At 41.8% G+C, this 25793-nt stretch carries 25 protein-coding genes; 18 read left to right on the top strand and 7 right to left on the bottom strand.

Annotated features, from left to right (window positions below):
- Positions 1–14 precede the first annotated feature (14 nt).
- Positions 15–569, bottom strand: coding sequence for a hypothetical protein (locus ACIQZ2_RS04925; RefSeq protein ID WP_395767731.1), 555 nt, complete (start codon positions 567–569; stop codon positions 15–17).
- Between the two features lie 54 nt (positions 570–623).
- On the opposite strand from ACIQZ2_RS04925, the gene ACIQZ2_RS04930 reads away from it, so the two are divergent.
- On the top strand, positions 624–1703 hold the full coding sequence (locus ACIQZ2_RS04930; protein ID WP_395767732.1) for an acyl transferase: 1080 nt from the start codon (positions 624–626) through the stop codon (positions 1701–1703).
- Here the strand turns inward: ACIQZ2_RS04930 and ACIQZ2_RS04935 are convergent.
- Positions 1664–2083 (bottom strand): molybdenum cofactor biosynthesis protein MoaE, encoded by a 420-nt coding sequence (locus ACIQZ2_RS04935; protein ID WP_395767733.1) that lies wholly within the window; start codon positions 2081–2083, stop codon positions 1664–1666. The genes ACIQZ2_RS04930 and ACIQZ2_RS04935 overlap by 40 nt on opposite strands.
- Positions 2080–2568, bottom strand: coding sequence for a dihydrofolate reductase (locus ACIQZ2_RS04940; RefSeq protein WP_395767734.1), 489 nt, complete (start codon positions 2566–2568; stop codon positions 2080–2082). Before ACIQZ2_RS04940 ends, ACIQZ2_RS04935 begins: the two co-directional genes overlap by 4 nt.
- A 176-nt stretch (positions 2569–2744) precedes the next feature.
- Here ACIQZ2_RS04940 and carB point away from each other — a divergent pair, with 176 nt between their 5' ends.
- From carB to ACIQZ2_RS04975, 7 genes are all read left to right on the top strand, one after another.
- Complete coding sequence (gene carB / locus ACIQZ2_RS04945) at positions 2745–5579, top strand: carbamoyl-phosphate synthase large subunit (protein WP_395767735.1); 2835 nt, start codon at positions 2745–2747, stop codon at positions 5577–5579.
- A gap of 1 nt (position 5580) precedes the next feature.
- Complete coding sequence (locus tag ACIQZ2_RS04950; RefSeq protein WP_395767736.1) at positions 5581–5832, top strand: hypothetical protein; 252 nt, start codon at positions 5581–5583, stop codon at positions 5830–5832.
- Between the two features lies 1 nt (position 5833).
- A complete protein-coding gene (locus tag ACIQZ2_RS04955) occupies positions 5834–6136 on the top strand; it encodes a hypothetical protein (protein ID WP_395767737.1) in 303 nt (100 codons plus the stop codon).
- 77 nt (positions 6137–6213) lie between these two features.
- The gene (locus ACIQZ2_RS04960) at positions 6214–6474 is read left to right on the top strand and encodes a hypothetical protein (protein ID WP_395767738.1); all 261 of its coding nucleotides are present in this window, start codon (positions 6214–6216) and stop codon (positions 6472–6474) included.
- 6 nt (positions 6475–6480) lie between these two features.
- The gene (locus ACIQZ2_RS04965) at positions 6481–7584 is read left to right on the top strand and encodes an efflux RND transporter periplasmic adaptor subunit (RefSeq protein ID WP_395767739.1); all 1104 of its coding nucleotides are present in this window, start codon (positions 6481–6483) and stop codon (positions 7582–7584) included.
- A gap of 1 nt (position 7585) precedes the next feature.
- Positions 7586–10705 (top strand): efflux RND transporter permease subunit, encoded by a 3120-nt coding sequence (locus tag ACIQZ2_RS04970; RefSeq protein ID WP_395767740.1) that lies wholly within the window; start codon positions 7586–7588, stop codon positions 10703–10705.
- Entirely contained in the window at positions 10695–12116 is a 1422-nt protein-coding gene (locus ACIQZ2_RS04975; RefSeq protein ID WP_395767741.1) for a TolC family protein, read from the top strand. The genes ACIQZ2_RS04970 and ACIQZ2_RS04975 overlap by 11 nt, the downstream gene beginning before the upstream one ends.
- Here the strand turns inward: ACIQZ2_RS04975 and purN are convergent.
- Positions 12099–12671 carry a phosphoribosylglycinamide formyltransferase gene (purN, locus tag ACIQZ2_RS04980; RefSeq protein ID WP_395767742.1) on the bottom strand — a complete coding sequence of 191 codons (573 nt, stop codon included), beginning with the start codon at positions 12669–12671 and terminating at the stop codon, positions 12099–12101. The two genes, ACIQZ2_RS04975 and purN, sit on opposite strands and share 18 nt — an antisense overlap.
- A gap of 89 nt (positions 12672–12760) precedes the next feature.
- Here purN and bshA point away from each other — a divergent pair, with 89 nt between their 5' ends.
- Complete coding sequence (gene bshA, locus ACIQZ2_RS04985; RefSeq protein WP_395767743.1) at positions 12761–13924, top strand: N-acetyl-alpha-D-glucosaminyl L-malate synthase BshA; 1164 nt, start codon at positions 12761–12763, stop codon at positions 13922–13924.
- Here bshA and folK read toward each other — a convergent pair.
- A complete protein-coding gene (gene folK / locus ACIQZ2_RS04990; RefSeq protein WP_395767744.1) occupies positions 13908–14393 on the bottom strand; it encodes a 2-amino-4-hydroxy-6-hydroxymethyldihydropteridine diphosphokinase in 486 nt (161 codons plus the stop codon). The two genes, bshA and folK, sit on opposite strands and share 17 nt — an antisense overlap.
- A 45-nt stretch (positions 14394–14438) precedes the next feature.
- On the opposite strand from folK, the gene ACIQZ2_RS04995 reads away from it, so the two are divergent.
- Positions 14439–14999, top strand: coding sequence for a YqgE/AlgH family protein (locus tag ACIQZ2_RS04995; RefSeq protein ID WP_395767745.1), 561 nt, complete (start codon positions 14439–14441; stop codon positions 14997–14999).
- Positions 15000–15055: 56 nt separating this feature from the next.
- On the opposite strand, the gene recG is transcribed toward ACIQZ2_RS04995, so the two are convergent.
- Positions 15056–17155, bottom strand: a complete 2100-nt coding sequence (recG, locus tag ACIQZ2_RS05000; protein WP_395767746.1) for an ATP-dependent DNA helicase RecG — start codon at positions 17153–17155, stop codon at positions 15056–15058.
- A 64-nt stretch (positions 17156–17219) separates the two neighbouring features.
- Here recG and ACIQZ2_RS05005 point away from each other — a divergent pair, with 64 nt between their 5' ends.
- Genes ACIQZ2_RS05005 through ACIQZ2_RS05025 form a run of 5 tightly spaced genes read left to right on the top strand, consistent with a single transcriptional unit; the run spans position 17220 to position 20665 of the window.
- Positions 17220–17900, top strand: a complete 681-nt coding sequence (locus ACIQZ2_RS05005) for a gliding motility-associated C-terminal domain-containing protein (RefSeq protein WP_395767747.1) — start codon at positions 17220–17222, stop codon at positions 17898–17900.
- A complete protein-coding gene (locus ACIQZ2_RS05010) occupies positions 17901–18413 on the top strand; it encodes an NADH-quinone oxidoreductase subunit B (protein ID WP_395767748.1) in 513 nt (170 codons plus the stop codon).
- A gap of 9 nt (positions 18414–18422) precedes the next feature.
- Positions 18423–18902: an NADH-quinone oxidoreductase subunit C gene (locus ACIQZ2_RS05015; protein ID WP_395767749.1), complete on the top strand. Its 480-nt coding sequence runs from the start codon at positions 18423–18425 to the stop codon at positions 18900–18902.
- Entirely contained in the window at positions 18899–19774 is an 876-nt protein-coding gene (locus tag ACIQZ2_RS05020) for a glycosyltransferase family 2 protein (RefSeq protein ID WP_395767750.1), read from the top strand. The genes ACIQZ2_RS05015 and ACIQZ2_RS05020 overlap by 4 nt, the downstream gene beginning before the upstream one ends.
- Positions 19775–20665, top strand: coding sequence for a glycosyltransferase family 2 protein (locus tag ACIQZ2_RS05025; RefSeq protein ID WP_395767751.1), 891 nt, complete (start codon positions 19775–19777; stop codon positions 20663–20665).
- Here the strand turns inward: ACIQZ2_RS05025 and ACIQZ2_RS05030 are convergent.
- Positions 20640–21563, bottom strand: a complete 924-nt coding sequence (locus tag ACIQZ2_RS05030; RefSeq protein WP_395767752.1) for a glycosyltransferase — start codon at positions 21561–21563, stop codon at positions 20640–20642. The two genes, ACIQZ2_RS05025 and ACIQZ2_RS05030, sit on opposite strands and share 26 nt — an antisense overlap.
- Before the next feature lie 50 nt (positions 21564–21613).
- Between ACIQZ2_RS05030 and ACIQZ2_RS05035 the strand changes: the two genes are divergently transcribed.
- The 3 genes from ACIQZ2_RS05035 to nhaD all read left to right on the top strand — a co-directional run.
- Entirely contained in the window at positions 21614–23443 is a 1830-nt protein-coding gene (locus ACIQZ2_RS05035) for an ABC transporter ATP-binding protein (protein WP_395767753.1), read from the top strand.
- A gap of 80 nt (positions 23444–23523) precedes the next feature.
- The gene (locus ACIQZ2_RS05040; RefSeq protein ID WP_395767754.1) at positions 23524–24726 is read left to right on the top strand and encodes a pyridoxal phosphate-dependent aminotransferase; all 1203 of its coding nucleotides are present in this window, start codon (positions 23524–23526) and stop codon (positions 24724–24726) included.
- 72 nt (positions 24727–24798) lie between these two features.
- The coding region (gene nhaD, locus ACIQZ2_RS05045) for a sodium:proton antiporter NhaD (protein WP_395767755.1) at positions 24799–25793 on the top strand (995 nt) is incomplete at its 3' end.

The raw sequence follows: 25793 nt of genomic DNA on the forward strand, positions 1-25793 counted from the left end.
TTGATGGAATTCGTTTAATCTTGAAATATTACGATGGGGTCAGTTTCTACGACATTGCTGGCTTGTAATGCATTATCTCGTATAAAAATTTGAAATTTTAAGGTATCATTTTTTTCAGTAAATAGAGGAGAATAGCCCTTGTAGAAAGCATATACGAATTGTGTTGAATAATCAACCGTTCCTTCGATAGGGCCTGGCTTTTGGTCTGCTTTGAATTTGAAATTCATTAGACCTCCCAGACTGGGGCTAAAGTTTATCGGGATAAATTTCCCGTTTTTTTGCAACAAAACATTCACTTCAAAATTCCTAAAATCTTTGAATTTCGCTGGATCTGCAATTAAATCAGCTTGCGTAATTCCAAGGTCTCCATCACCATCTTTAAATCGAATCGACATCACCACGGAGTCGATTTTTGCTTTACCGCCAAAACCATCATTGCTTATCTTCGTAATTTTTTGAATTCGACTAAAACTAATTGAGGGTACTGTACTCCATTCAGGTTCTTTCACACATGAAAGTAGCCCAAGAATGCAGCTGATAATTCCCAAAAAACGAATGCCCCATTTCATAATTCGTAAAGTTAATGAATTGGTTTAATTTTGTATGAATATTAAAAAAAAGCCGTGCCTAACGAGTTGGACATTTGGGAGCCTTGGCGCTTGGAACTGAAAAAAAAGGTTCAATCTATGCAATCCGATGATTTTGACTCGATTGCCTTGGAATTGTTTCGCTACACAATGGCATTTAATCCCATTTATCAACGTTATGTTAACTTGTTAGGAGTTGATGTTGATGCAGTTAAAACACGCGATTCTATTCCATTTTTACCCATTGAATTATTTAAAACGAAACGAATTCAGTCGGGTCAAGCCCCTATTTTATTTGATTTTGAAAGCTCAGGTACTACGGGGCAAATTCCGTCTAAACATCCCGTTTGCGACCCTGATTTTTACAAAAAACAGTCCAAACGCATTTTCGAACAACAATATGGCCCGTTAACAGACTACCATATTTTTGCGCTTTTGCCATCTTATTTGGAACGAAGTACTTCTTCGCTCGTGTACATGATGGATCATTTTATCCAAGAATCAGGTTCAACCTTAGCGGGATTTTATCTAAATCAATATGATGTTTTAGTTGCCCAAATTAAACAGGCCCTAAAGACTGAACGTAAAGTTTGGGTGATGGGGGTAACGTTTGGGTTATTGGACTGGGTTGATTCAGGTCAAGATTTTTCGTTTTGGCAGGAAGCTGTCTCGGATGGGCGTTTGATGGTGATGGAAACCGGTGGGATGAAGGGGCGCCGTGAAGAGTGGATTCGGGAACGCGTACATGAATTTTTAAAATCCTCCATGGGCCTTCGTCAAATCGCCTCGGAGTATGGGATGACTGAATTATTTTCCCAAGCATATGCAGATACCGATGGGGTTTTTACACCAGGTGTTTCAATGCGGGTCCAATTACGGGAGGTGACTGATCCATTTGCGAAGGTGACGCAGGCTGGTCGGGTAGGGGGAATTCAAATTATTGATTTAGCCAATATTGATTCATGTCCTTTTATTGAAACCAAAGATTTAGGATCATTGGAAGAAGATGGAATCAGATTTAAAGTCTTAGGTCGCTTTGACAATTCGGAAATTCGTGGTTGTAACTTGATGGTTGATCAAGGGTGGGGCACGAGCCAGGCAGAACCGTCTGTATAAAATTCATTTTTCCAAATAGGAACTTCCTGCTTCAAGGTATCAATCAGCCATTCGCAAGCCTTAAAGGCTTCTGCCCGGTGAACCGCACACACACCAATAATCACAGCGATGTCACCAATTTCCAATTTACCTGTGCGATGCGATACGCTAATTTTCCGAATGGGCCATTGCGCAGCTGCCTCGGTTGCGATTCGCTCCATTTGTTTTTTGGCCATGGCATTGTACGCTTCCATGGTTAAATTTTCAACGTCCTTATTTTGATTTTTATTCCGAATGGTTCCTACAAATAGGCAAATTCCCCCTGCTTCTGGATCTTGTAGGAAAGCATAGCTCTCGTCGATGGATAAAGCTTTGTCGCTTAAGAGGATTTGATTTATCATTTACGTGAATAGGTAATGTAGCTGTATTGATAGGTGTTTTTCTCGTCGGTAATTCCACGTTCTTTTTCCACTGTTTCCCAAGTGTCAGCCGAAATTTCAGGGAAATAAGCGTCACCATCAAAGATGTCATGCAAAAGGGTAACTAAAATTTCATCTGCAAGCGGCATACTCAAAGCATAAATTTCTGCTCCCCCTACGATGAAAATATCTTCTCGTGTCAATGATTTACCTTTTAAAATCGCCTCTTCCACCGAGTTTGCCAGTATTACCCCTTCGATTTGCAAGTCGGTTTGCCTACTAATCACAATGGTCGTGCGGTTAGGTAATGGTTTGCCTATGGACTCAAAGGTCTTACGTCCCATGATGATGACATGACCTGTTGTTAAAGCTTTGAAACGTTTTAGATCAGCAGGTAAATGCCAAATCAACGCGTTGTTTTTTCCAATTACCCGATTTTCATCGAATGCAACTAAGATTTTTAGCACGATTTTAGGTTTTAATTGTCAAAAATAAGGGATTTTTTGACTGGAACATCTTTGTGAATTTTATTTTCAAAAACGCTTCACTTTTCGGGCGCAAAGCCCTAATTTTGTACAATTTTTGAGCCTAGTGTTAAGGACTTACGAATTACTAATCATTACCCTTAAAATTATTACATCTCGTGCCTAAAGATTCCTCGATTAAATCTGTCCTTATTATCGGTTCTGGTCCTATTGTGATTGGTCAAGCCTGTGAATTTGATTATTCTGGTTCTCAAGCGGCTCGCTCCCTACGGGAAGAGGGCATTGAAGTAATCTTGATTAATTCAAATCCGGCCACGATCATGACCGATCCGATGAATGCGGATCATGTGTATTTGAAGCCACTCGAAAAAGCTTCGATTATTCATATTTTAGAGAATCACAAAATCGATGCGGTTTTGCCTACCATGGGTGGTCAAACGGCTTTGAACTTGGCCATCGATTGTGATGCGGCAGGGATTTGGGAAAAATATGGTGTGCGTATTATAGGTGTAGACATAAACGCCATCGAAACAACGGAAGATCGCGAGAAATTCCGGTTAAAGATGATAGAAATTGGCGTGGGCGTTTGTAAAGGACGTACAGCTCGTTCGTTTCTGGAAGGAAAAGAAATTGCACAAGAAACAGGATTCCCGCTAGTAATTCGCCCATCCTTTACATTAGGAGGAACTGGTGGCGGTTTCGTTCATGATCCAAAAGATTTCGATGCTGCCTTAAATAAAGGTTTGCACGCTTCGCCTACCCATGAGGTGTTGGTGGAGCAATCCATTATGGGATGGCAAGAATATGAATTAGAGCTTTTGCGTGATAATTTAGGAAACGTCATCATTATCTGTTCGATCGAGAACTTCGATCCGATGGGTATTCATACCGGGGATTCGATTACCGTGGCGCCAGCGATGACGTTGCCAGATACGATTTACCAGCGCATGCGCGACATGGCCATCAAGATGATGAATGCGATAGGCCAATTTGCTGGAGGGTGTAACGTTCAGTTCTCCTTGAATCCAGAAACAGATGAAATTATTGCGATTGAGATTAACCCTCGGGTATCGCGCTCGTCTGCTTTAGCATCCAAAGCAACGGGGTATCCGATTGCGAAGATCGCTGCCAAAATGGCGATTGGCTATAACTTAGATGAATTAACCAACGCCATTACGGGAACCACCTCGGCCTATTTCGAGCCAGCGTTAGATTACGTGATTGTAAAGGTTCCGCGTTGGAACTTCGATAAATTTAAAGGGGCAGATCGTACACTAGGATTACAAATGAAATCCGTAGGTGAGACTATGGGTATTGGTCGAAACTTCCAGGAAGCACTTCAGAAAGCATGTCAGTCCCTAGAGATTAAGCGAAATGGGATGGGTGCAGACGGAAAGGAATTACGCGATCAGGATGCGATTATGTATTCATTGGCAAATCCTTCTTGGAACCGCTTGTTCCATATCTACGATGCGTTTAAGATGGGGATTTCGTTTAAGACGATCCAGCAATTAACGAAGATCAACAAATGGTTCTTAAACCAAATTGAGGATTTGGTTCGTGTGGAACGCGAAGTCGAGAAATATACCGTTTCAAATATTCCTAAAGAATTGTTGGAAGAAGCGAAACATAAAGGATTCGCAGATCGCCAAATTGCGCATACCTTGCGTTGCCTTGAATCAGAGGTATATGACAAGCGAAATGCGATGGGCATTAAACGGGTGTACAAATGCGTGGATACTTGTGCAGCGGAATTTGAGGCAAAAACACCTTATTATTATTCGACCTTTGGACAAGAAGGCGCTTCGGCAGTAGTAGATAACGAATCTGTCGTTTCAGCTAAGAAAAAAGTAGTTGTTTTAGGTTCGGGCCCGAATCGAATTGGCCAAGGAATTGAATTTGATTATTCATGTGTTCATGGGGTTTTGGCGGCGAAAGAGGCGGGTTATGAGACGATTATGATCAACTCGAATCCAGAGACGGTGTCCACCGACTTTGATATTGCGGATAAATTATATTTTGAGCCCGTTTTCTGGGAGCACGTGTATGACATCATCCAGCATGAGAAACCGGAAGGCGTAATCGTGCAATTGGGTGGGCAAACGGCCTTGAAACTAGCGGAGAAATTAGCTAAATATGGCATTAAAATTTTAGGAACTTCGTTTGAGGCCTTGGATTTAGCGGAAGACCGCGGTGCATTCTCAAGTTTATTGAAAGATTTGGGAATTCCGTATCCGAAATTTGGGGTTTGTGAAGATGCGGATAATGCCGTGGCTTTGGGACGTGAATTAGGATATCCATTATTGGTTCGTCCTTCCTATGTATTGGGTGGCCAGTCGATGAAGATTGTCATCAATGAGCAAGAGTTGGAACAACACGTGGTGGATATTTTACGTGATATTCCGGGAAATAAAATCTTATTAGACCACTTCTTAGAGAACGCGATTGAGGCGGAGGCAGATGCCATTTGTGATGGGGAAGATGTATATATCATCGGTTTAATGGAGCATATTGAGCCAGCGGGGATTCACTCCGGAGATTCGCACTCGGTCTTGCCTCCGTTTGATTTATCGGATAATGTTATTAAGCAGATCGAAGATCATACCCGTAAAATTGCAGTGGCCTTGAAGACGAAGGGCTTATTAAATATACAGTTTGCTGTGAAAGATGAGATCGTATACATCATCGAAGCGAATCCACGTGCGTCTAGAACGGTTCCATTTATTTGCAAGGCCTACCAAGAGCCGTATGTAAATTATGCAACCAAAGTGATGCTCGGTGACAAAAAAGTGAAGGATTTTAATTTCAAGCCAATTAAAAAAGGCTTCGCTATTAAGATTCCTGTGTTTTCTTTCAGTAAATTTCCGAATGTAAATATGGAGTTAGGACCTGAAATGAAATCAACAGGTGAGGCGATTTATTTTATCGATGATTTGAAAGATGACTTCTTCCGCAAGGTATACGGAGAAAGAAATTTATACTTAAGCAGGTAAAATGTTAAAACTTATTGCGCTTATTTTAGTTTTTATCTACGTGGTGATTCCATTACTTCGTTTTTTAATGAAGGCATTTGTCATCACGCAGGTGCACAAAAAGATGTCTGAGCAAGATATTCGCGCAAAACAGGCAGCTTCCAAAGCGCGAAAAGAAGGTACGATTGACGTGGATTATGTTCCGCCGAAGTCGAAAGTTAAGTCAGATGAAGTGGGTGGAGATTATGTCCTATATGAAGAAATAAAAGATTAATATGTTCAAACGCATTTTGCTTTATTTCATGCTGTTTACTTGTCTTTTAACCAAAGATGGAATATCGTATGCGTTTGACTTATTGAAGGAGACAGCAGAGATATCCATGTTTACGGATGTAGAATGGGAAGATGCGAAAGAGGAAGAAGGAACAGCAGAAGACTGGTGGAATCATGGCGCACTAGATAATTTAGTTTTAAACGTACAAATACCTAACCTGCAGAAGACTTCTTTCCCGGAGCGAAATGAGTCTGAATTAAATGTGCTCCTTGAACAAGTGAGTCCCCCTCCCCGCATGGCGTAATACGCCTGCCTTATTGAAACAAAATCATTAAATCTTCTTGTAAACTATGTCTGAGATGACATAGCAATTTATTCGTTATGAAAACATGCGCATTAGCGTCTGCGTTTATTTGTACGATTTTTATAGGCTTTAGTCAAGACAAAAACTACAAAAATCAGATAAACCCGACATTAACAGAAAAAGTTTATTTACAGCGTACCGTGGAAGAAAAGCAAGTAACACCGTCAACGCAAACACCGAAATACCAACAAAAATCGCCCAATTTGGATTGGGCAGACACGGTGAAAAAGAAAAATCAACCCCCTTCCTACAAGCAACATGGAGGAAGGCCTAACTAAGTAGAAATGAAAAAATACCTATTCGGAATATTACTTCTGAGCGCTTGTTCAGCTGAAAAAGAAGAAACAGTTGAAGTCCAAACGCTGGAGGTATCAACTCCTATTGCCATAGATACAACAATCCAACAGGAGTTTGTTGCCGATATTCATGCCGTGCAAAATGTAGAGATTCGTGCACGTGTCAAAGGCTACCTTGATCGAATTTTAGTCGACGAGGGAAAGCAAGTAAGGAAAGGACAGATCATGTTTACGATCAATAGCCAAGAATATGTCGCTGATTTGGCACAAGCAAAAGCGGTACTTAGTCAAGCATCTGCCGAGTTAAAAGCAGAGGAATTGACCTTAGTTAATACCCGTTTGCTTGTGGATAAAAATGTCATTTCTAAAAATCAGTTAGCTATTTCCTTAGCTAAAGTAGATGGCTTAAAAGCCAAACGAGAGGAGGCAACTGCACATGTCCGATCTGCCGAATTGAAGGTTGAAAATTCTAATATCAGGGCACCTTTTGATGGCATAGTAGACCGTTTACCATTTAAGAGAGGCTCTTTAGTAGACGAAGGAACTTTGTTGACGACCTTGTCGGACAATCAAAATGTATATGCCTATTTCAATGTTTCTGAAAAAGAATATTTGGCTTTTAGTGAGCAAGGTGGTGTAAATAAATCAGCAACGGTGGGTCTCGTTTTAGCTAATGGTGAAGCCTATCCTCAAAAGGGGTTGGTAGAAACCATTGAGGGGGAGTTTGATAAGAACACAGGAAATATTGCCTTCCGTGCGCGCTTTTTAAATCCAGATAAACTATTGCGTCATGGAGCATCGGGTAAGGTACAATTGCCTAAGAAGGTATCAGGTTACTGGGCTATCCCGCAAAAATCAGTCTTCGAAATTCAAGAGAAAAGTTATGTTTTCGTGAAGGATCCAAGTGGCGCTGTTAAAATGAAAAGCATCATCCCAGACTTAAGGATTCCGCATTTCTATCTTGTGAAGTCGGGATTCTCAGAAAAAGATACGGTCTTAATTGAGGGGATTCAGCTCGTGAAACAAGGTCAAAAAATCAAGTCGACCTTCAAGCCGATGCGTGAATTATTAACGGAATATAAAGCACTTTAAGATGATCCAACAGTTCATTACCCGACCGGTATTGTCGATCGTTGTATCGATCTTTATTGTGATTTTAGGGGTAATTGCTATGAAGCAATTGCCCATTACACAATTCCCTGATATTGCTCCGCCTGCGGTAACCGTGACCACGAAGTATACGGGAGCAAATGCGGAAGTTTGTGCCAAAGCCGTGGTAACACCGCTCGAACGCGCCATCAACGGCGTAGCTGGAATGGCTTACATGACGTCTGTTTCAGGAAACGATGGAACCAGTATTATTCAAGTCTATTTTCAAGTAGGTACAGATCCCGATGTGGCAGCTGTAAACGTGCAAACTCGTGTGCAAACTGTGCTCGATGAATTGCCCGAAGAGGTTATTAAAGCAGGGGTAATCACCGAGAAAGAGGTGAATAGTATGTTGCTGTATGTGAATCTTTTGAGTGAGGATAAAGACATCGATGAGAAGTTTATTTATAATTTTGCGGACATCAATGTGCTTTCAGAATTGAAGCGTATTGATGGTGTAGGTTTTGCAGATATCATGGGTTCACGTGAATACGCTATGCGTATTTGGTTGCATCCAGATCGTTTATTTGCCTATAAATTATCTGCGGATGATGTTGTTCAGGCTTTGCGGAATCAAAACGTGGAAGCTGCCCCGGGTAAAATTGGGGAGAGTTCCGGTAAACATCCGCAAGCTTTGCAATATGTCATGCGGTATACGGGGAAGTTTACGCAGGTGGCTCAATATGAAAATTTAGTGATTAAGGCGACCGAAACAGGCCAAATTTTACGCTTAAAAGATTTAGCCGATGTGGAATTTGGGTCGCTGGATTACGACGTGCTTTCGAAAGAAAATGGCCGACCGTCCGCCGCGATTCTATTAAAGCAGCGTCCGGGTTCCAATGCCGCGGAGGTTATTGCCAATGTAAAGAAACGTTTAGGAGAGTTAAAGACCACAACCTTTCCTCCGGGCATGGGTTTTACGATTTCGTATGACGTTTCCCGCTTTTTAGATGCATCCATTCAGGAAGTAATCAAGACTTTATTGGAGGCATTTTTACTCGTTGCCCTGGTGGTATTTATCTTCTTGCAGGATTGGCGGGCGACACTGGTTCCTATTATTGCGGTACCCGTTTCGTTGGTCGGGACATTTACATTTATGTTGGCCTTCGGGTTTTCGATTAACTTATTAACCCTGTTTTCCTTGGTATTAGCCATCGGTATTGTGGTGGATAACGCGATTGTCGTAGTGGAGGCGGTCCATGCCAAAATGGAAGAAAAAGACATGCCCGTTTTGGCTGCCACGCAAGAGGCAATGCATGAAATTTCTGGGGCAATTCTAGCAATCACCTTGGTGATGGGAGCGGTGTTTGTTCCGGTGGCGTTTCTTTCTGGGCCGATCGGGGTATTCTTTCGACAGTTTTCAGTGACCATGGCAATATCGATTGCGCTTTCTGGCTTAACTGCCTTGACCTTAACGCCGGCACTTTGTGTGTTGCTTTTGAAAAAGCCAGAACATAACCACAATAACTGGTTGGGCAAATTCTTCCATGCCTTCAATCACCGCTATGATCAAATCGCACAAAAATATTTGGTATGGGTGGGCGCTTTGATTAGCAAACGCTTATTGATGTGGATGATTTTATTGGGCTCTGTCGTTGGAACGGTGGTATTATCAGGCATTGTACCAAGTGGATTTATCCCATCTGAAGATCAGGGAACCTTGTATGTGAATGCGACGACTCCTGCGGGAGCGACATTGGAGCGAACCGAAAGTGTCATGGATCAAGTATATACTTCGATCAAGGGGGTAGATGCAATTGAGTCCTTTTCTACCTTGGCTGGATTTAGTTTATTGACCGATGGATCTGGAGCCTCTTATGGTACCGGTATTATCACCCTTAAACCATGGGAAGAACGTAAGGAGACCGTAGACGAATTAACGGAAATCATTCGTTCAAAGACGAATGGAATTAAGGATGCTAGTATTCAGTTTTTCCCACCTCCGGCTGTTCCAGGTTTCGGAAATGCGTCTGGTTTTGAGTTCCGTATTCAGGACCGAAGTGGTTCGGGGGATTTGCAAAAATTAGCCGCTGTCGCGAATGATTTCGCGAAGAAATTAAATGAAGCACCAGAGATTCAGAATACCTTCTCGAGTTTCGACCCATCTTTTCCACAGTATATGTTGGAAGTAGACCAAGAGGCCGCTGCACAAAAAGGCGTTAATGTCTTGCCTGCGATGGATAACCTGCAGACCTTGTTGGGTAGTTTTTATGCCACCAACTTCATTCGTTTTGGCCAAATGTACAAAGTGATGGTTCAGGTAGATCCGCGTTACCGCGCGCATCCGGATGATGTGTTGAAGTTTTACGCCAAAAACAAGGATGGCGAAATGGTTCCTTACTCTTCTTTTGTGAAGATGAAGCGTGTCTACGGACCAGAGCAATTTACCCGCTACAACATGTTTACCTCGGCGATGGTGAATGGCGAACCTGCTCCTGGATTTAGTTCCGGTGCGGTTTTGGATATTATTCGAGCGCAGGCCTTGAAGAGTTTGCCGCGTGGATATACGCTCGAATGGTCGGGTATGACGCGGGAAGAAGATTTAGCAGGTAACCAAGCCATCTTCATTTTTGCGATCTGTTTATTGTTCGTATATCTATTACTGGCCGCGCAATATGAATCCTTTTTATTGCCATTCCCCGTTTTATTATTCCTACCCATGGGAGCCATGGGGACCTATGCATTCTTGTATATGTTTGGCTTGCAAAACAACATTTATGCGCAAGTAGCGCTCGTGATGTTAATTGGTTTGTTAGGAAAGAATGCCATACTAATCGTGGAGTTCGCCATTGCCAAACAGAAGGATGGAGCCTCCATTATAGAGGCTGCCAAAGAGGGGGCATTCTCACGTTTGCGCCCTATTTTGATGACCTCTTTTGCTTTTGTGGCGGGATTAATTCCATTGATGGTAGCGTCTGGTGCTGGCGCGATCGGTAATCGAACAATTGGTACAGCCTCTGCTGGGGGAATGATTTTAGGCACGGTAGGAGGTTTATTGGTAATCCCGGGATTGTATGTGGTTTTCGCAACACTGTCGGCTAAATGGTCAAAAAATGAGAAATAGATTTTGGATTTTATTGCTTGGCCTAGGAATCGTTTCCTGCCAATCAAACTTGAGCATTCAGAATCGGGTGAATGCAGATTTAGATACGTACCGACAGCCCAATGAGCAAGCCTCCGTTTCGGATGTGCAAGCATGCTGGAAGCGAGACAGTTTATTAGTCCAACTAATTGATTCAGTTTTGGTTCGAAGTAACGACATCAAGATTGGGTTTTTAGAAATGGCCGCCTCGCGGTCAGATTTTATGTACCAGCGCGGGTTGCGTAAGCCGGTCGTTGGAGGTATTATTCAACCAAGTTTACGCCGCTTTGGTAAATATACGATGGATGGCGTCGGTAATTTTGATACGCAATTTTCTCCCAATATCACGAAGGATCAAATTCTCCCAGAAAACTTACCCGACCTGTTGATTGGGGTTCAGTCGAGTTGGGAATGGGATATTTGGGGAAAATTAGCCAAGCGCAAAAAGGCAAGTGCCTTGCGGTATTTGGCAACGGAATCGGGGCAGCAATGGTTAATTACCTCGCTCGTGGCTGAAGTAGCAAGTGCGTATGGTCAGCTGATTGCATTGGACAAAGAAATGGATATTTTGAAAGCCAATATTGATATTCAGCGGAAGGCTTTTGAGTTGGTCAAGGTGCAGAAAGAGGCGGGCGTTGTGAATGAGTCGGCAGTCCAACAACTCGAAGCGCAGTTACTAAATTCACGCGCACAAGAGGGTGATGTTTTGCAGCAAATTACGGTGCTAGAGAATCAGGTACGTTATTATTTGAATAAACCGGGAGCTGTCATCAAGCGTTCGCCATTTCCTTTTCAGTGTTCAATGGATAGTTCTTTGTTTGCGCAGGTTCAGATTGATCAGTTGGAAAGACGGCCAGATATCCGACAAGCTAAATTGAATTTATCTGCGGCATTTGAAACGAAGGAAAGTGCCGCATTAGCGTTAAAGCCATCCATTGTACTATCCGGAGTTTTGGGTGTGCAAGGTTTTCAGCCAGCTTATTTGTTTCAGTTACCAGCGTCCATGGCGTACCAGTTATTGGGCGGAATTACAGCTCCTTGGTTGAATCGATCGGCAATAACAGCGGATATTATACGCTCGGATGCGCAATGGAAGGCGAAGGATTTGGCCTATCAAAATGCCTTGATACAAGGGTATTTGGAATGGGATACCCAAGTTAAATCTTTGGGGTATTTACAGCGCCAAAGCCAGTTGAAGGAACGGGAGGTATTGCTTACCAAAGGGGCAATTAACACCGTGGGAACGCTATTTTTGACTGCGAATGCGAGTTATTTAGAAGTGTTAACGGCTCAGCAAAGTGCCTTACGTTCCGAATTAGATTTACTTGAAATTTCCCGGAAGCGCTGGACGCATGCGATCCAGTTATATCGGGTGTTAGGAGGAGGCTGGTAATACCAGCGATTCGATCACTTGCGGAAAATCGCGGTGCTCGAGGACCTGTCCTTTTTTGGCTACATCTTCCGGAGTATCGCTCGGTAACACGGGGAAAGAGCTCTGGAAGATGATGGCACCTTCGTCGTAATGTTCATTGACATAATGAATTGTAATCCCGGATTCTTTTTCTTTTGCTGCGACTACGGCTTCATGAACAAAATGGCCATACATGCCTTTTCCTCCAAATTTTGGGAGTAATGCGGGGTGTAAATTGATGATTCTTTGGGGAAAGGCTTGAACAAATTCGGAAGGAATAAGCCATAAAAACCCTGCCAAAACAATCCAGTCGGTTTTTAAGGATTGTATTTTTCGTAATACTGTGCCATTTTTATACGCTTCTCTTGAGAAAATACTACAAGGAATTTCTAGTCGTTTGGCCCTTTCAATGACACCTGCTTGAGGATTATTGCAAAAAATATGGGTGATGTTTACGTGTTCGGAATGCTTGAAATGTTCGATAATCTTTTCGGCGTTTGAGCCAGAGCCAGAAGCAAAAATGACAATATTCTTCACAGGAGCTAATTTTATTTTTGCAAATTTAAGGCTAATTCAGGAACCTTTCGGGATTTGTCGTAGTTTTGTTTCCGTTTGAATCTTCAAATATGAAAATAGGAATCATTTGTTATCCCACCTACGGAGGAAGTGGTGTCGTAGCTACCGAGTTAGGGAAGGCATTGGCTTCGGTAGGGCATGAGGTGCATTTTATTACCTATACGCAACCTCCTCGATTGGATTTTTTTAGTGAAAACATTTTCTATCACGAAGTTTCGGTGGCCTCTTACCCTTTGTTTGAATATCTGCCATATGAGTCAGCATTGGCTTCAAAAATGGTGGATGTAACGGTCAATGAACAGTTGGATTTGTTACATGTACATTACGCGATTCCACATGCTTCAGCTGCATATTTGGCGAAGCAAATTTTAAAATATAAGGGCATTCACGTACCGGTTATTACGACTTTACATGGAACGGACATTACTTTGGTCGGTCGGGATCCATCTTTTGAGCCCGTGGTTACGTTTTCGATTAATGAGTCGGATGGGGTAACCGCCGTTTCAGAAAGTTTGCGTAATGATACCTATTCATCCTTTGAGATTTTAAGTAATATCGAGGTGATTCCTAATTTTATTGATTTACAACGCTTTCACAAGCAGCCGAAAGAGCATTTTAAACTGGCGATTTGTCCAAATGGCGAAAAGCTTTTGATGCATACTTCCAATTTCCGGAAGGTAAAACGTATCGAAGATATTGTACAGGTCTTTGCTAAAGTTCGAAAGCAAATTCCTTCAAAGTTGTTACTCGTTGGCGATGGACCTGAACGTTCCGGAATTGAGGCCTTATGTCGTGATTTAGGTGTAGCTGCGGATGTGCGTTTTTTAGGTAAATTGGATACCATTGAGGAGGCCTTGTCACTTGCTGATTTATTCTTTTTGACTTCAGAAAAAGAGAGTTTTGGATTAGCGGCTTTGGAAGCGATGGCTTGTGAAGTACCTGTTATTTCATCTGATGCAGGAGGTATTCCGGAAGTGAATATTCATGGGCAGACTGGTTTTGTTAGTAAGATTGGTGACATTGATGATATGGTAGCGAATACCGTGAAGATTTTGAAAGATGAAACCTTGCATTCACAAATGAAGGCGAATGCATTAGCGCGTGCCAAAGAGTTTTCATTAGAAAAAATCTTGCCTATGTACGAACGTTATTACGAGAAAATTGTAGGTCAAAGTTGGCGCTTCCCCACCCAGAAATTTACGGATTCGGAATAAGGTTAACCGAAAAGTCATCTGTAGCTTCGAGCATTAATTCAGAAATGGTTTTTTTTAACTCGGGATGTTCGAATTCCTTGGCAATTTCATGCATTGGAATCAAAATAAATTTCCGATTATGAATATGCGGATGAGGAATTTGGAGTTTTTCATTTTGTATTTTCAGATTCTCTATGAAGAGAATATCTAAATCCAAGGTTCTGGGTCCCCAAGTCACAAGACGCTCCCTTCCAAACTGCTTTTCAATTGCTTGGATTTCCGTTAGTATTTCGTGTGGATTAAGTGCAGATTCAAGTAGCATCACTTGATTAATAAAATCAGCCTGATCTTTTAAGCCCCATGCTGCTGTGCGGTACAGGCTCGATTTTTGTAAGATTTTCCCAACTTTTTTTTCAATTGCTGGATAACTCTGCTCAAATATTTCCTGAGTATTTCCTAGATTGCCCCCTAAAGAGAGGAAGACGCGCATAGTTTGTTCGTTTAAATTCTCGACAAACATACAAATTTCTTTTCTATGCCGAAGCCATCTGAGTTGAAACCAGGTGTTTTGTTGATTTCTGAGCCTTTTTTGGAAGACCCTTCCTTTAATCGCGCAGTGATTTTGTTATGTGAACACTCAAGTTCTCATTCATTTGGTTTGGTATTGACTCAGCCCCAAGAAGTAATTTTAGATTCCATTATGGACGCGAAAGTGATGGGGGAACTTCCTCTTTTTGCTGGCGGACCGGTGGATCCTACTATTTTACAATTTATTCACCGACGTCCGGACCTCATTCAGGGTGGTCAGGAAATTACACCTGGATTATTTTGGGCGGGAGATTTTGAACAAGCGATTGAAGCGGTGGTAGATGGTACCATTTCATTCCAAGAAATCAAATTTTTTATTGGCTATTCTGGCTGGTCTGCTGGCCAGCTTGATCGTGAGATTAAATCCAATGCTTGGATAATTTCTGACGCAGTAATCTCGGATGTATTCGAAGTTGAACCTGAAAAATTGTGGAGAAAGGTACTTTATCAAAAAGGTGGTAATTTTCGAGTTTTATCAACCTATCCAGACGATCCTCGATTAAATTAAGTTTCCACCTGCTACCTTTGGCAAACCTTGGAGGATTGCCAAAGGTAAGGGAGGTGTTAGCTTATTCGTGCCCAGTTTGTCGTATCTTTTCGCTGCTGCATCACCTGATCTCGAATCATCAAGTGCTTATCCAATGCCAAATTAGGGTCTTCTTCTAATATTTTTATCGCTGTTTCTCGCGCCACTTTTAAGATTTCACTATCTTTTGCTAAATCAGCAATCATTAGATCGATGGCACCACTTTGGCGCGTTCCAGTAATATCACCCGGTCCACGTAATTGTAAATCAACTTCAGCTATCTCAAACCCATTATTTGTTTGGACCATTGTCTCAATCCGTTTTTTTGTATCGGCACCTATTTTATAATCTGTCATTAAAATACAATAACTCTGTTCCGCCCCCCGCCCCACGCGGCCACGTAATTGATGCAATTGAGATAAGCCAAAACGCTCTGCACTTTCAATGATCATAATGGACGCATTAGGGACATTCACACCCACTTCAATCACCGTAGTTGCTACCATAATTTTAGTTTCATTAGCTACAAATCGTGCCATCTCAAAATCCTTATCTGCCGGTTTCATCTTTCCATGTAAAATGCCTAAAGGAACCTTTGGAAAGGCGCGGGTAATACTTTCGTAACCATCCATCAAATCCTTGAAATCCATTTTTTCAGATTCCTCAATCAAGGGATAAACGATATACACCTGACGACCTTTGGCTAATTCATGTTCAATAAAGCCAAAAACCTGCAAGCGATGACTATCATACCGGTGCGTCGTTTGAATGGGCTTTCGCCCTACAGGTAATTCGTCGATTATTGAGACATCCAGGTCCCCATAAAGTGTCATAGCTAATGTTCGCGGAATTGGAGTGGCCGTCATGACCAATACATGCGGATGAATTTCCTTATTTTTATCCCATAATTTGGCGCGTTGAGCTACCCCAAAACGGTGTTGCTCATCTATGATACAAAGACCAAGGTTTTTAAATTTAACTACATCCTCAAAAATGGCATGGGTTCCTACTAAAATTTTTAATTCACCCGATGCAAGGTCTTCTAATAGCCCTACTCGGTCTTTTTTCTTAACTGAGCCGGTAAGTTTAGCGATGCTAATCCCTAAGACATCCGCAAATTTCTTGAGCCCTTGATAATGTTGGTCCGCCAAAATTTCCGTAGGCGCCATAATACAAGACTGTGTGCCATTATCTATGGCGAGTAACATAGAAATAAATGCAACAATGGTTTTTCCTGATCCCACATCTCCTTGAAGCAAGCGATTCATCTGCTTGCCCGTTTTCATATCTTGAAAGATTTCTCGTATTACCTTTTTTTGTGCACCTGTTAAATCAAAGGGCATGTGGTCTTGATAAAATTTTGTCAGTAAGGCGGCAGATGCAAATACTTGTCCCGGGAATTGTTCTTTGCGAATTAAATTCTGTTTGATTAATCGTAATTGATTGTAGAATAATTCCTCAAATTTTAGTCGGCGCCTAGCCTGATGCAACCAGTTTTCACTCTGTGGGTGATGAATGTGATAAAGAGCTTCTTGTTTTGAAACTAGCCGAAATTGTTGGATAATCTCCATTGGAAGCGTTTCGCGTATGTGCGAAAAAGCCATCCCCAACAGCGTTCGTTGTAGCCCAGCAATAACCTTACTATCGATGTATTTTTTTCGCAGTTTCTCTGTTAAGGAATAAACGGGTTGGTAAAACTTTTCCGAATGATTCGCCCCTTTATATACCTCCATCTCAGGATGTGTCATTTGCATTTGTCCATTGAATGAAGTAGGCTTTCCATAAAATAAATAATCAACTCCCGTAACTAAGGATTTTTCCAACCATTTTACTCCTTGAAACCAAACGAGTTCTATACACCCACTTGCATCGCAGCACTCCGCTACAATGCGTTGCTTTGATCCGTTGCCCAATTTTTCTTTATAGCGTATCCGACCAATAAACTGTGCATATTCCATCTGTTCAGATATTTGAGCAATCGGATGAATCTGGGTTCGATCTTCATATCGAAATGGATAGTATTGAATTAGGTCGCCATAGGTAAATAAGCTTAGCTCAGTTTGAAGCAAACTGAGTCGGGTGGGAGTCATGCCGCGTAACTGCGAAAGATCCGTATCGAAAAAATGGCCTTGCGACATAGAACAAAAATTTTGTGAATTTAGGTATATTTACAAAAACTTGACGCGTATCCAAAAATCCTTTATGCTGATTTCCGAATTTTATCAAAAAATCATCTGCACATTATTCTTTTTGGGAATGACATTTGTTGGTATTTCCCAATCTACTCCTACGAATGCTTGCAAGGATGTTTGGGTAGCTACTGATTCAAGAATATTGATGTTTTCTCCCGAGCCTGGTGAGGTAAAAAAGCCTGTACTCGTCCCGGTCAACGGGTCACTAAATCCCGCGATTGAATGGACATGGACGCCTGCTTTAGGTATGGTAGATGCTAATGGAAATGATGGTTCTCGCATTTTAAAACCCTATTTCGATGTTAAAAAACTGGGTGATCTAGGGGGTAATGCATTTAAAACTACTTTTGTTATTACAGGTCGTGCACCCAACTTAGGGTGTAATACCTTTGCTTCCATAGATGTCATTATTTTGGCGCGGGTAAAACCTTATGATGCCATTACTCCCAATGGGGATGATTTAAATGATTATTGGTCAATTGATAATATTTCTTCCTACCCAGAAGCTACCATTACCGTGATTGACCGTTGGGGGGTTCCCGTTTTTGAAGGATCCGGGGCAACTTACGAGGAACGTCCCTTTAGAGGTAAAAAAGATGGCAAATTATTACCTACAGGCGTTTATATGTATCGCATCAAACCGAATGACTACTATCCTGATGTTGTTGGCTCTTTAACAATTATACGCTAGATGAAGAGTTTATTAGACCAGCAATTTCAGGAAGACGGATTTGTCATTACCAAAGTGGAAGACTTATTGAATTGGGCGCGTGCTAGTTCATTATGGCCTATGAGCTTTGGTTTAGCATGCTGCGCCATTGAAATGATGCAAGCATTTGCTTCAGGTTATGATTTGGATCGTTTTGGAGTGTTTCCTCGGCCTTCCCCTCGTCAATCCGATGTTATGATTGTGGCTGGTACGGTTACCTTCAAGATGGCCGACCGAATTAGACGGTTATATGAACAAATGCCTGAACCCCGTTACGTTATTTCCATGGGTTCGTGTGCGAATTGTGGCGGTCCTTACTGGGAACATGGGTATCATGTCGTAAAGGGGGTTGATCGAATCATTCCTGTCGATGTTTATGTGCCAGGTTGTCCGCCACGTCCAGAAGCCCTCATAGGTGGAATATTGAAATTACAAGAAAAAATCAACCAGGAAACCTTGGTAGTTCCTCAACGTATTTTGGATGCCATTACCTAAATAACTGCTATGGAAGTATTGCAAATCAAGAGCTTAATTGAAGATAATTTGGGGTTAAGCGTTGAGCTGAATGAGAAATCGGGACATATGGACGTTGCTACGTCCGATCTTTTTCCTATTTGTGATTTCCTGTGGCGTAACCCGACTACCTATTTTGACTCCTTGTCTTGCATTACGGCCATCGATTTAGGTCCTGATGCGGGCCAAATGGAAGTCATTTATACCCTCTATTCGATTCCTTTTCATGTTACATTGCATTTGCGGGTAACCTTAGATCGAGATAAACCGGAGGTTTTAAGCCTAAGTTCAATTTGGAAAACGGCCGACTGGCACGAACGGGAAGCATATGATTTCTTTGGCATTCAATTCATTGGTCATCCCAATTTAACGCGTATTTTATTGCCTGCCGACTGGGTAGGGCATCCGCTGCGAAAAGATTATGTAGAACAGGAGCGCTATCATGGTATAAAAGTCAAATACGAAGAATGAAAATAGCCGGATTTACATTTATTCGAAATGCGGTTCAGAATGATTATCCCATTGTGGAGGCCATTACTTCGATTTTGCCAATATGTGACGAATTTGTTGTAGCCGTGGGTAATTCCAACGATGCTACTTTAGAATTAATTCAAGCGATTCCTTCCGATAAAATTCGAATTATTGAAACGGTCTGGGATGAGTCTGCCCGAGAAGGTGGGCGTGTTTTCGCTTTGGAAACAAATAAAGCTTACCAAGCTATTTCGGCAGACACCGATTGGGCATTCTATATTCAAGGAGATGAATGTGTGCACGAGGATGATTTGCCTACCATAAAAGCAGCCATGGAAAGCCATGCACATGATTCAAGAGTCGAGGGTTTGTTGTTTAACTACAAACATTTTTATGGTTCCTATGATTACGTTGCCGTTTCGCGTCGTTGGTATCGTAGGGAGATTCGTATTGTTAAGTTTGACCCGCAAGTTCAATCCTACAAAGATGCCCAAGGTTTTCGAAAAGGTGGGAAGAAAATACATGCCAAATTAATAGACGCGTCTATTTACCATTACGGCTGGGTTAAACCACCTTCAGGCCTGAACAACAAGGTGCGCAATTTTACACAATTTTATCATGATGACGCCTGGTTAGCTCAAAACGTTCCTGTAGATTATCAGTTTGACTATGAAAATGCAGAACGCCTGACGCTTTTTGAGGGTTCGCATCCAAGCGTTGTCCAAGCACGAGTCGCTCGTATGCAATGGCCTTTTCAATTTGATCCCAAAGTATTGCGTGATAAGATGAGTTTTCGTCGGAAAGTCTTGCAACAAATTGAAGATTGGACCGGATGGCGAATAGGAGAATATCGGAATTATAAGCTATTATAAGTGGAACAGATTCAATACTTCCCCGCTACCCAAGCACCTAAAAATCCTTATTTTTCCATTCTTATTCCGAGTTGGAATAACTTGGCATTTCTTCAATTATGTATTCGTTCCATTCGTGAACACAGTGTAATTTCCTTTGAATTAATTGTCCATTTAAATGAAGGGACAGATGGGTCTTTAGATTGGGTGCGCGACCAACCAGATATCGCATATACACATTCAAAAACGAATGTGGGTGTTTGCCACGCGATGAACGCGATGCGGGAATTGGCGCAGTCGGATTATTTATTGTATATCAACGATGATATGTATACGTTGCCTGGGTGGGATGAATTGTTGCAGCGTGAGATACAATCCTGTCCTGATGAATTTTTCTTTATTTCTTCCACCATGATTGAGCCTCGTGCCCAAAGTTCTTGTTCGATTGAGTCGAATTTCGGAACAAGTATGGATAGTTTTGAAGAAGCTCGTTTACTGAAAGCTTTTAGCTCTTTTGAAAAATCAGATTGGCAGGGAGCCACCTGGCCTCCCAATGTTGTACATAAGAAAATGTGGGACGCTGTGGGAGGATACAGTGTTGAATTTACGCCTGGAATGTATTCTGACCCCGATTTTTCCATGAAATTATGGCAAAAAGGCGTACGCATTTTTAAAGGACTAGGCCAAAGTCGGGTATATCACTTTGGTTCAATTTCCGTGAAACGCGTCAAACAAAATCGCGGGTATTATCAATTTATTCGTAAATGGGGTATGACCTCTAGTACGCTTTCAAAGTATTATTTACGCCGTGGAGAGCGATTTGATGGACCTTTGGTCAAACAAAATATCCCATTGTTTATTCGTTTGAAGAATTGGTACTACCGAATTAGTACAGCGCGAAAAATAATTTAAAGCAATACGCGAATTTCCCGAAGGCTGATTTCCCTTTATACGCCAACATGTTTTCTCGGTTTTTTAGCGCAATACGTACACGGTCGATTCGATGAGGTATGTTCTTGCCACGGCACGCCATTAAAAATGCTTGAAGAACATCCTGGTTTTTTCCAGCCGGGCAACGTTTTTGTATTAAATCAAGCCGTGCTAAAATGAGTTCATTCCGCTCCTTTCGACTTGTATAGGGTTTAGGTGCTTTTCTTAAATTTGCCCCAATGGTATTGCTTTCATGCTGTCGGTAGTAAACCAAAGGTTCAGGTAAATAGCGTATTCCATTAGCACATGTCGCACCAAAACCAATTAAATAATCATGTGTCACAAAGTCAACCGTAGGAAGAGCGAAGGCTAATAAATCTCGTTTAAATAACATACTATGTCCGGGTGCCCATCCCCCAAACGTGTACATGATAGGGCTGTTATAGGCAATTTGTCGTTTGATTTCCGACATTTTTTGTCCAATTGGTATTCCATCCGCATTTACTAATTCCGAGTCTGCGTAGATCAAAGATGCCTCGCCAATGCCATGCACAAGTCTCGAGATTTTACTGGGTATCCAATAATCATCTTGGTCAGAAAGTGCAATATAATCTCCTTTTGATAGGTTTATCCCTCGTTCAAAGGTTTTCCGATATCCGATGTTGGTTTCATTTCGAACAATAGTCAATCGGGAATCTTGATTAGCATATTTTTCCAAAATTGTCCAAGAAGAATCTTGGGAGGCGTCATCTACGAAGATGAATTCCATGTGGGGATAATCTTGAACCAAAAGGCTTTCGATTTGTATGGCCAGGTATTTTTCACCTTGATAGCAAGCCATCACGATGGAAACGAGGGGATATTCGGACAGGGTAAGCAAAATGTTTATTAAAATTGTCGTAATTTAACTCAAATTTTGAAATAGATTACTTGAAAACTTATTTACGTTTATTGTCATATGCCGTTTCGATTCGAAAATATGTATTCCCATATTTTAGTTTCTCGTTATTGGCAAGTCTATTTGGAATCTTGAATTTCACCTTATTGATTCCTTTGTTGAACGTTTTGTTTAATCAAGCATCATCCAATCAAGCTGCTATTTACCGGACTTTGCCTGCTTTTTCCATAAGTCCGAGTTATTTTTCCTTTGTATTCAATCATTATTTTTATGGGGCCTTGGAGTCTTATGGCCGCTTAGGAGCTTTGCAATACGCCTGTGCTGCAATTTTGATTTCAGTGATATTGGCAAACATCTTTCGTTACTTTTCCCAACGTGTTTTGAAGACGGTGGAGGCTGACATGATAGCTTCTTTACGGCAGGCAGTATTTGCTCGGGCTATTCGATTGGATTTGAGTTATTTTTCCGAACAGCGGAAGGGGAACTTAATGTCTCGCCTAACAACGGATGTGCAGGAGGTTGAAAATAGTATTGGGAGGGCATTTACGGCTACCTTCAAAGAAATATTCACCTTGATGATGTTCTTCGTTTTCTTGGCAAGCATGTCAGTGAAATTGACCTTGTTTTCACTTATCATTTTACCATTATCTGGCGGTGTTATTGCCACAATTACGCGACGTTTGCGGCGTGCCGCAGGAGAAGTGCAGCAGCATTTAAGTGGATTAATTAGTCTGTTGGATGAGACTTTTGGGGCGATGCGGGTGGTAAAGGCATTTCGTGCAGAAAAGGTCATGGATGCTCGTTTTCAAGAGGGAAATGATCGCTATCGAAATTCGTTATTGAAGATGGTTTTCAGACAAGAATTGACTTCTCCTGTTTCGGAAAGTTTAGGTGTATTGGTGGTGACTGGTATATTATTATATGGGGGTAGTTTAGTTATTTCAGGGGATGGGGAATTGAGCGCATCTACATTTATTGCATTTATTGCCACATTTTCTCAAGTTATGCGTCCAGCTAAAGCCATTGCTGACGCCTTTTCAGGGATTCAGCGTGGGGTTGCTTCTGCGGATCGCATTATTGAAATTTTAGATACCGAGTCTGAAATTAAGGTGCTTCAGCCAATTATTCCAATCAAGGAATTTCAAGATAAAATCTCCTTCGAAGAAATCAGTTTTGCCTACCTGAAGGGTCGGCCTGTTTTAAAGTCAGTCAGCTTTGAAATCCCCAAAGGAAAAACCATCGCTTTGGTGGGCGCTTCTGGTGGGGGAAAGTCGACATTGGCCGACTTGTTACCTCGGTTTTACGATCCGACATCCGGAAAGATTATGGTGGATGGAACGCCACTAAATCAAATTCCTTTGGATGATTTACGTGCCTTGATGGGCATCGTTACGCAAGAATCTGTTTTATTTAATGATACGATTTTTAATAACATTGCATTTGGTACCGAAGCCAGTTTGGAGGCCGTTATCGATGCTGCCAAAATCGCTAATGCGCACGAATTCATTGAAGCAAGCGCAGAGGGATATCAAACAATAATCGGAGATCGTGGCTCTAAGTTATCAGGCGGTCAGCGTCAGCGTTTGTCGATAGCACGTGCCGTTCTCAAGAATCCGCCCATTTTGATTTTGGATGAAGCAACGAGTGCCCTTGATAATGAATCTGAAAAGATGGTACAAGCCGCTTTAGGTAATTTGATGAAGAATCGTACGGTATTAGTTATCGCTCACCGTCTGAGTACAATTCAACATGCGGATCAGATTCTTGTGGTAGATCATGGGGAGATTGTAGAACGTGGTACGCATACCGAATTATTGGAAAATGCCAATGGTTTTTACGCCAAATTAAATCAACAACTTTGACCTAGCTTTTTCAGAATTTTGTTAGCTATTAAGCGTTTAAATCGCTAATTTGCGCCCGATTTCAACAATTGTATTTATATATGTCATCATCCTTATTAGCCCAACGCATTCAAGCATTAGAAGAGTCATCCACGTTGGGAATGACAAAGAAAGCCCGCGAATTAGCAGCACAAGGTCATAAAGTAATTAGCCTTTCAGTAGGAGAGCCCGATTTCAAGACGCCTGCTCATATATGTGAAGCAGCAAAAAAAGCCATTGATGATGGTTTTCATGGTTATTCGCCAGTTGCAGGTTATCCGGATTTACGTTTAGCGATTGCGAATAAATTAAAGCGTGATAATGGATTAGAGTGGGGTTCTGAAAATATTGTGGTTTCGACGGGAGCAAAGCACTCGTTGGCTAATGCCATTGCTGCCTTGATCAATCCTGGTGATGAGGTGATTATTTTCTCGCCGTATTGGGTATCTTATTCTGAGATGGTCAAATTGGCGGATGGTGTTTCCGTAGTAGTCCAAGGGGCTTTTGATAATAACTTCAAAGTAACTGCAGCGCAATTTGAAGCAGCTATTACTCCGAGAACGAAAATGGTGATGTTTGCTTCACCGAATAACCCGACGGGTTCGGTGTATACAGAATCTGAATTACGTGATATTGCGAATGTGGTAGCACGTCATCAAAATATATTTGTGCTGGCTGACGAGATTTATGAATACATCAACTTTACGCAGGGTGGTCATTTCTCTATTGGATCAATTCCAGAAATTAAAGACCGCGTAATTACCGTAAATGGAGTTGCCAAAGGCCATGCGATGACGGGCTGGCGAATTGGCTTCATTGCTGCTGCGAAATGGATTGCCGATGGTATTGAAAAGTTGCAAGGTCAAGTCACCTCAGGTACAAATTCAATAGCTCAAAAAGCCGCTGTTGCTGCATTTAATGGTTCATTGGATCATGCCTATGAAATGAAAGCGGCCTACGATCGCCGTCGTAAATTAGTAGTCGGTTTGCTGCGAGAGATTCCAGGATTCAAGGTAAATATGCCGGATGGTGCATTTTATGCGTTTCCAGATATCTCCTTTTATTTCGGAAAATCGGATGGCACGACGACAATTAATGATTCGGACGATTTTTGTACTTGGTTGTTGAACGAGGCCTACGTAGCAACGGTAGCAGGTTCTGGTTTTGGAGCTCCTGATTGCATGCGAATTTCAACGGCTGCGGCTGATGAACAGTTAGTAGAAGCTTGTGAGCGTATCAAAACGGCAGTAGCTAAGTTGAAGTAAAGACTTGTAGTCTATCAACATATTTGAAAGTCAGGGACATCAATCCCTGACTTTCTTATTTATATTTACGGCATGGAAATAATTTCAGTATTCATTTTTGTTATTGGTTATTTAGCGATTGCTTTTGAACACCCCTTAAAAATCAATAAAACAGCTACGGCCTTAGTAACGGGCGTTCTCGTTTGGGTTGTTTTTGCTTTAGTTCGTGGGCCACATGAATTGCACTCATTATCCCATCATTTAGGATCTACTTCTGAAATTTTATTTTTCCTGCTTGGTGCCATGACACTGGTTGAATTAGTCGATGCGCATCAAGGGTTCTATTTTGTTAGTCGGTTGATTAAAACCAAAAATCCTGCCACCATGATGTGGATTGTGGGATTACTCACATTCTTTTTGTCGGCAGTATTGGACAACCTAACTACAGCGATTGTCATGGTAACGTTGTTACGAAAATTGGTGACTGATTCGGCAACTCGTAAGTACTTTGTTGGGGTTGTGGTTATAGCTGCCAACGCCGGTGGGGCATGGTCACCTATAGGTGATGTGACGACTACGATGCTTTGGATTGGAGGGCAGATTTCAGCTTTGGGAATTGTGAAAAATTTATTAATTCCATCTAGTATTTCATTAGTGGTTCCTTTAGCAGTTGCCGCATTTTGGGTGCGAAATAGTCCATTAGGAGAATTGAAAAAGGAGAAGGCGATGACCACAGAAGAGGAGCTTCATGGACGAATTATGCTTTTCGCTGGCCTTATCAGTTTATTAGGAGTTCCTGTGTTTAAGACCATTACGCATTTACCACCCTACATGGGAATATTGTTGGCTCTTGGCTTGATTTGGATTCTATCTGAATTCTTACATGCTGATAAAGATGAAGAATTGAGGAAACCGTATACCGTCGGTCATGCCTTAACTAAAATCGATACGTCGAGCGTCTTGTTCTTTTTAGGAATTTTATTGGCGATCGGGGCTTTGGAGTCCTTTGGCTTTTTGGGTCAACTCGCTACGTACCTGGAGTCAAGTCTTGGCAATCAATTTGTCATTGTAACAGCCATTGGCATTGC

Origin of the sequence: Aquirufa sp., assembly GCF_044342065.1 — a bacterium.
Lineage (GTDB): Bacteria > Bacteroidota > Bacteroidia > Cytophagales > Spirosomataceae > Aquirufa.

Coding starts and splice junctions, on each gene's coding strand:
- ACIQZ2_RS05010 (WP_395767748.1), top strand. CDS start 17,901: ATGAAGAGTTTATTAGACCAGCAATTTCAGGAAGACGGATTTGTCATT.
- ACIQZ2_RS04995 (WP_395767745.1), top strand. CDS start 14,439: ATGCCGAAGCCATCTGAGTTGAAACCAGGTGTTTTGTTGATTTCTGAG.
- ACIQZ2_RS04970 (WP_395767740.1), top strand. CDS start 7,586: ATGATCCAACAGTTCATTACCCGACCGGTATTGTCGATCGTTGTATCG.
- ACIQZ2_RS04950 (WP_395767736.1), top strand. CDS start 5,581: ATGTTAAAACTTATTGCGCTTATTTTAGTTTTTATCTACGTGGTGATT.
- bshA (WP_395767743.1), top strand. CDS start 12,761: ATGAAAATAGGAATCATTTGTTATCCCACCTACGGAGGAAGTGGTGTC.
- ACIQZ2_RS04965 (WP_395767739.1), top strand. CDS start 6,481: ATGAAAAAATACCTATTCGGAATATTACTTCTGAGCGCTTGTTCAGCT.
- ACIQZ2_RS04960 (WP_395767738.1), top strand. CDS start 6,214: ATGAAAACATGCGCATTAGCGTCTGCGTTTATTTGTACGATTTTTATA.
- ACIQZ2_RS04975 (WP_395767741.1), top strand. CDS start 10,695: ATGAGAAATAGATTTTGGATTTTATTGCTTGGCCTAGGAATCGTTTCC.
- ACIQZ2_RS04955 (WP_395767737.1), top strand. CDS start 5,834: ATGTTCAAACGCATTTTGCTTTATTTCATGCTGTTTACTTGTCTTTTA.
- ACIQZ2_RS05040 (WP_395767754.1), top strand. CDS start 23,524: ATGTCATCATCCTTATTAGCCCAACGCATTCAAGCATTAGAAGAGTCA.
- ACIQZ2_RS05020 (WP_395767750.1), top strand. CDS start 18,899: ATGAAAATAGCCGGATTTACATTTATTCGAAATGCGGTTCAGAATGAT.
- recG (WP_395767746.1), bottom strand. CDS start 17,155: ATGTCGCAAGGCCATTTTTTCGATACGGATCTTTCGCAGTTACGCGGC.
- ACIQZ2_RS05005 (WP_395767747.1), top strand. CDS start 17,220: ATGCTGATTTCCGAATTTTATCAAAAAATCATCTGCACATTATTCTTT.
- ACIQZ2_RS05015 (WP_395767749.1), top strand. CDS start 18,423: ATGGAAGTATTGCAAATCAAGAGCTTAATTGAAGATAATTTGGGGTTA.
- ACIQZ2_RS04935 (WP_395767733.1), bottom strand. CDS start 2,083: ATGATAAATCAAATCCTCTTAAGCGACAAAGCTTTATCCATCGACGAG.
- folK (WP_395767744.1), bottom strand. CDS start 14,393: ATGCGCGTCTTCCTCTCTTTAGGGGGCAATCTAGGAAATACTCAGGAA.
- ACIQZ2_RS04925 (WP_395767731.1), bottom strand. CDS start 569: ATGAAATGGGGCATTCGTTTTTTGGGAATTATCAGCTGCATTCTTGGG.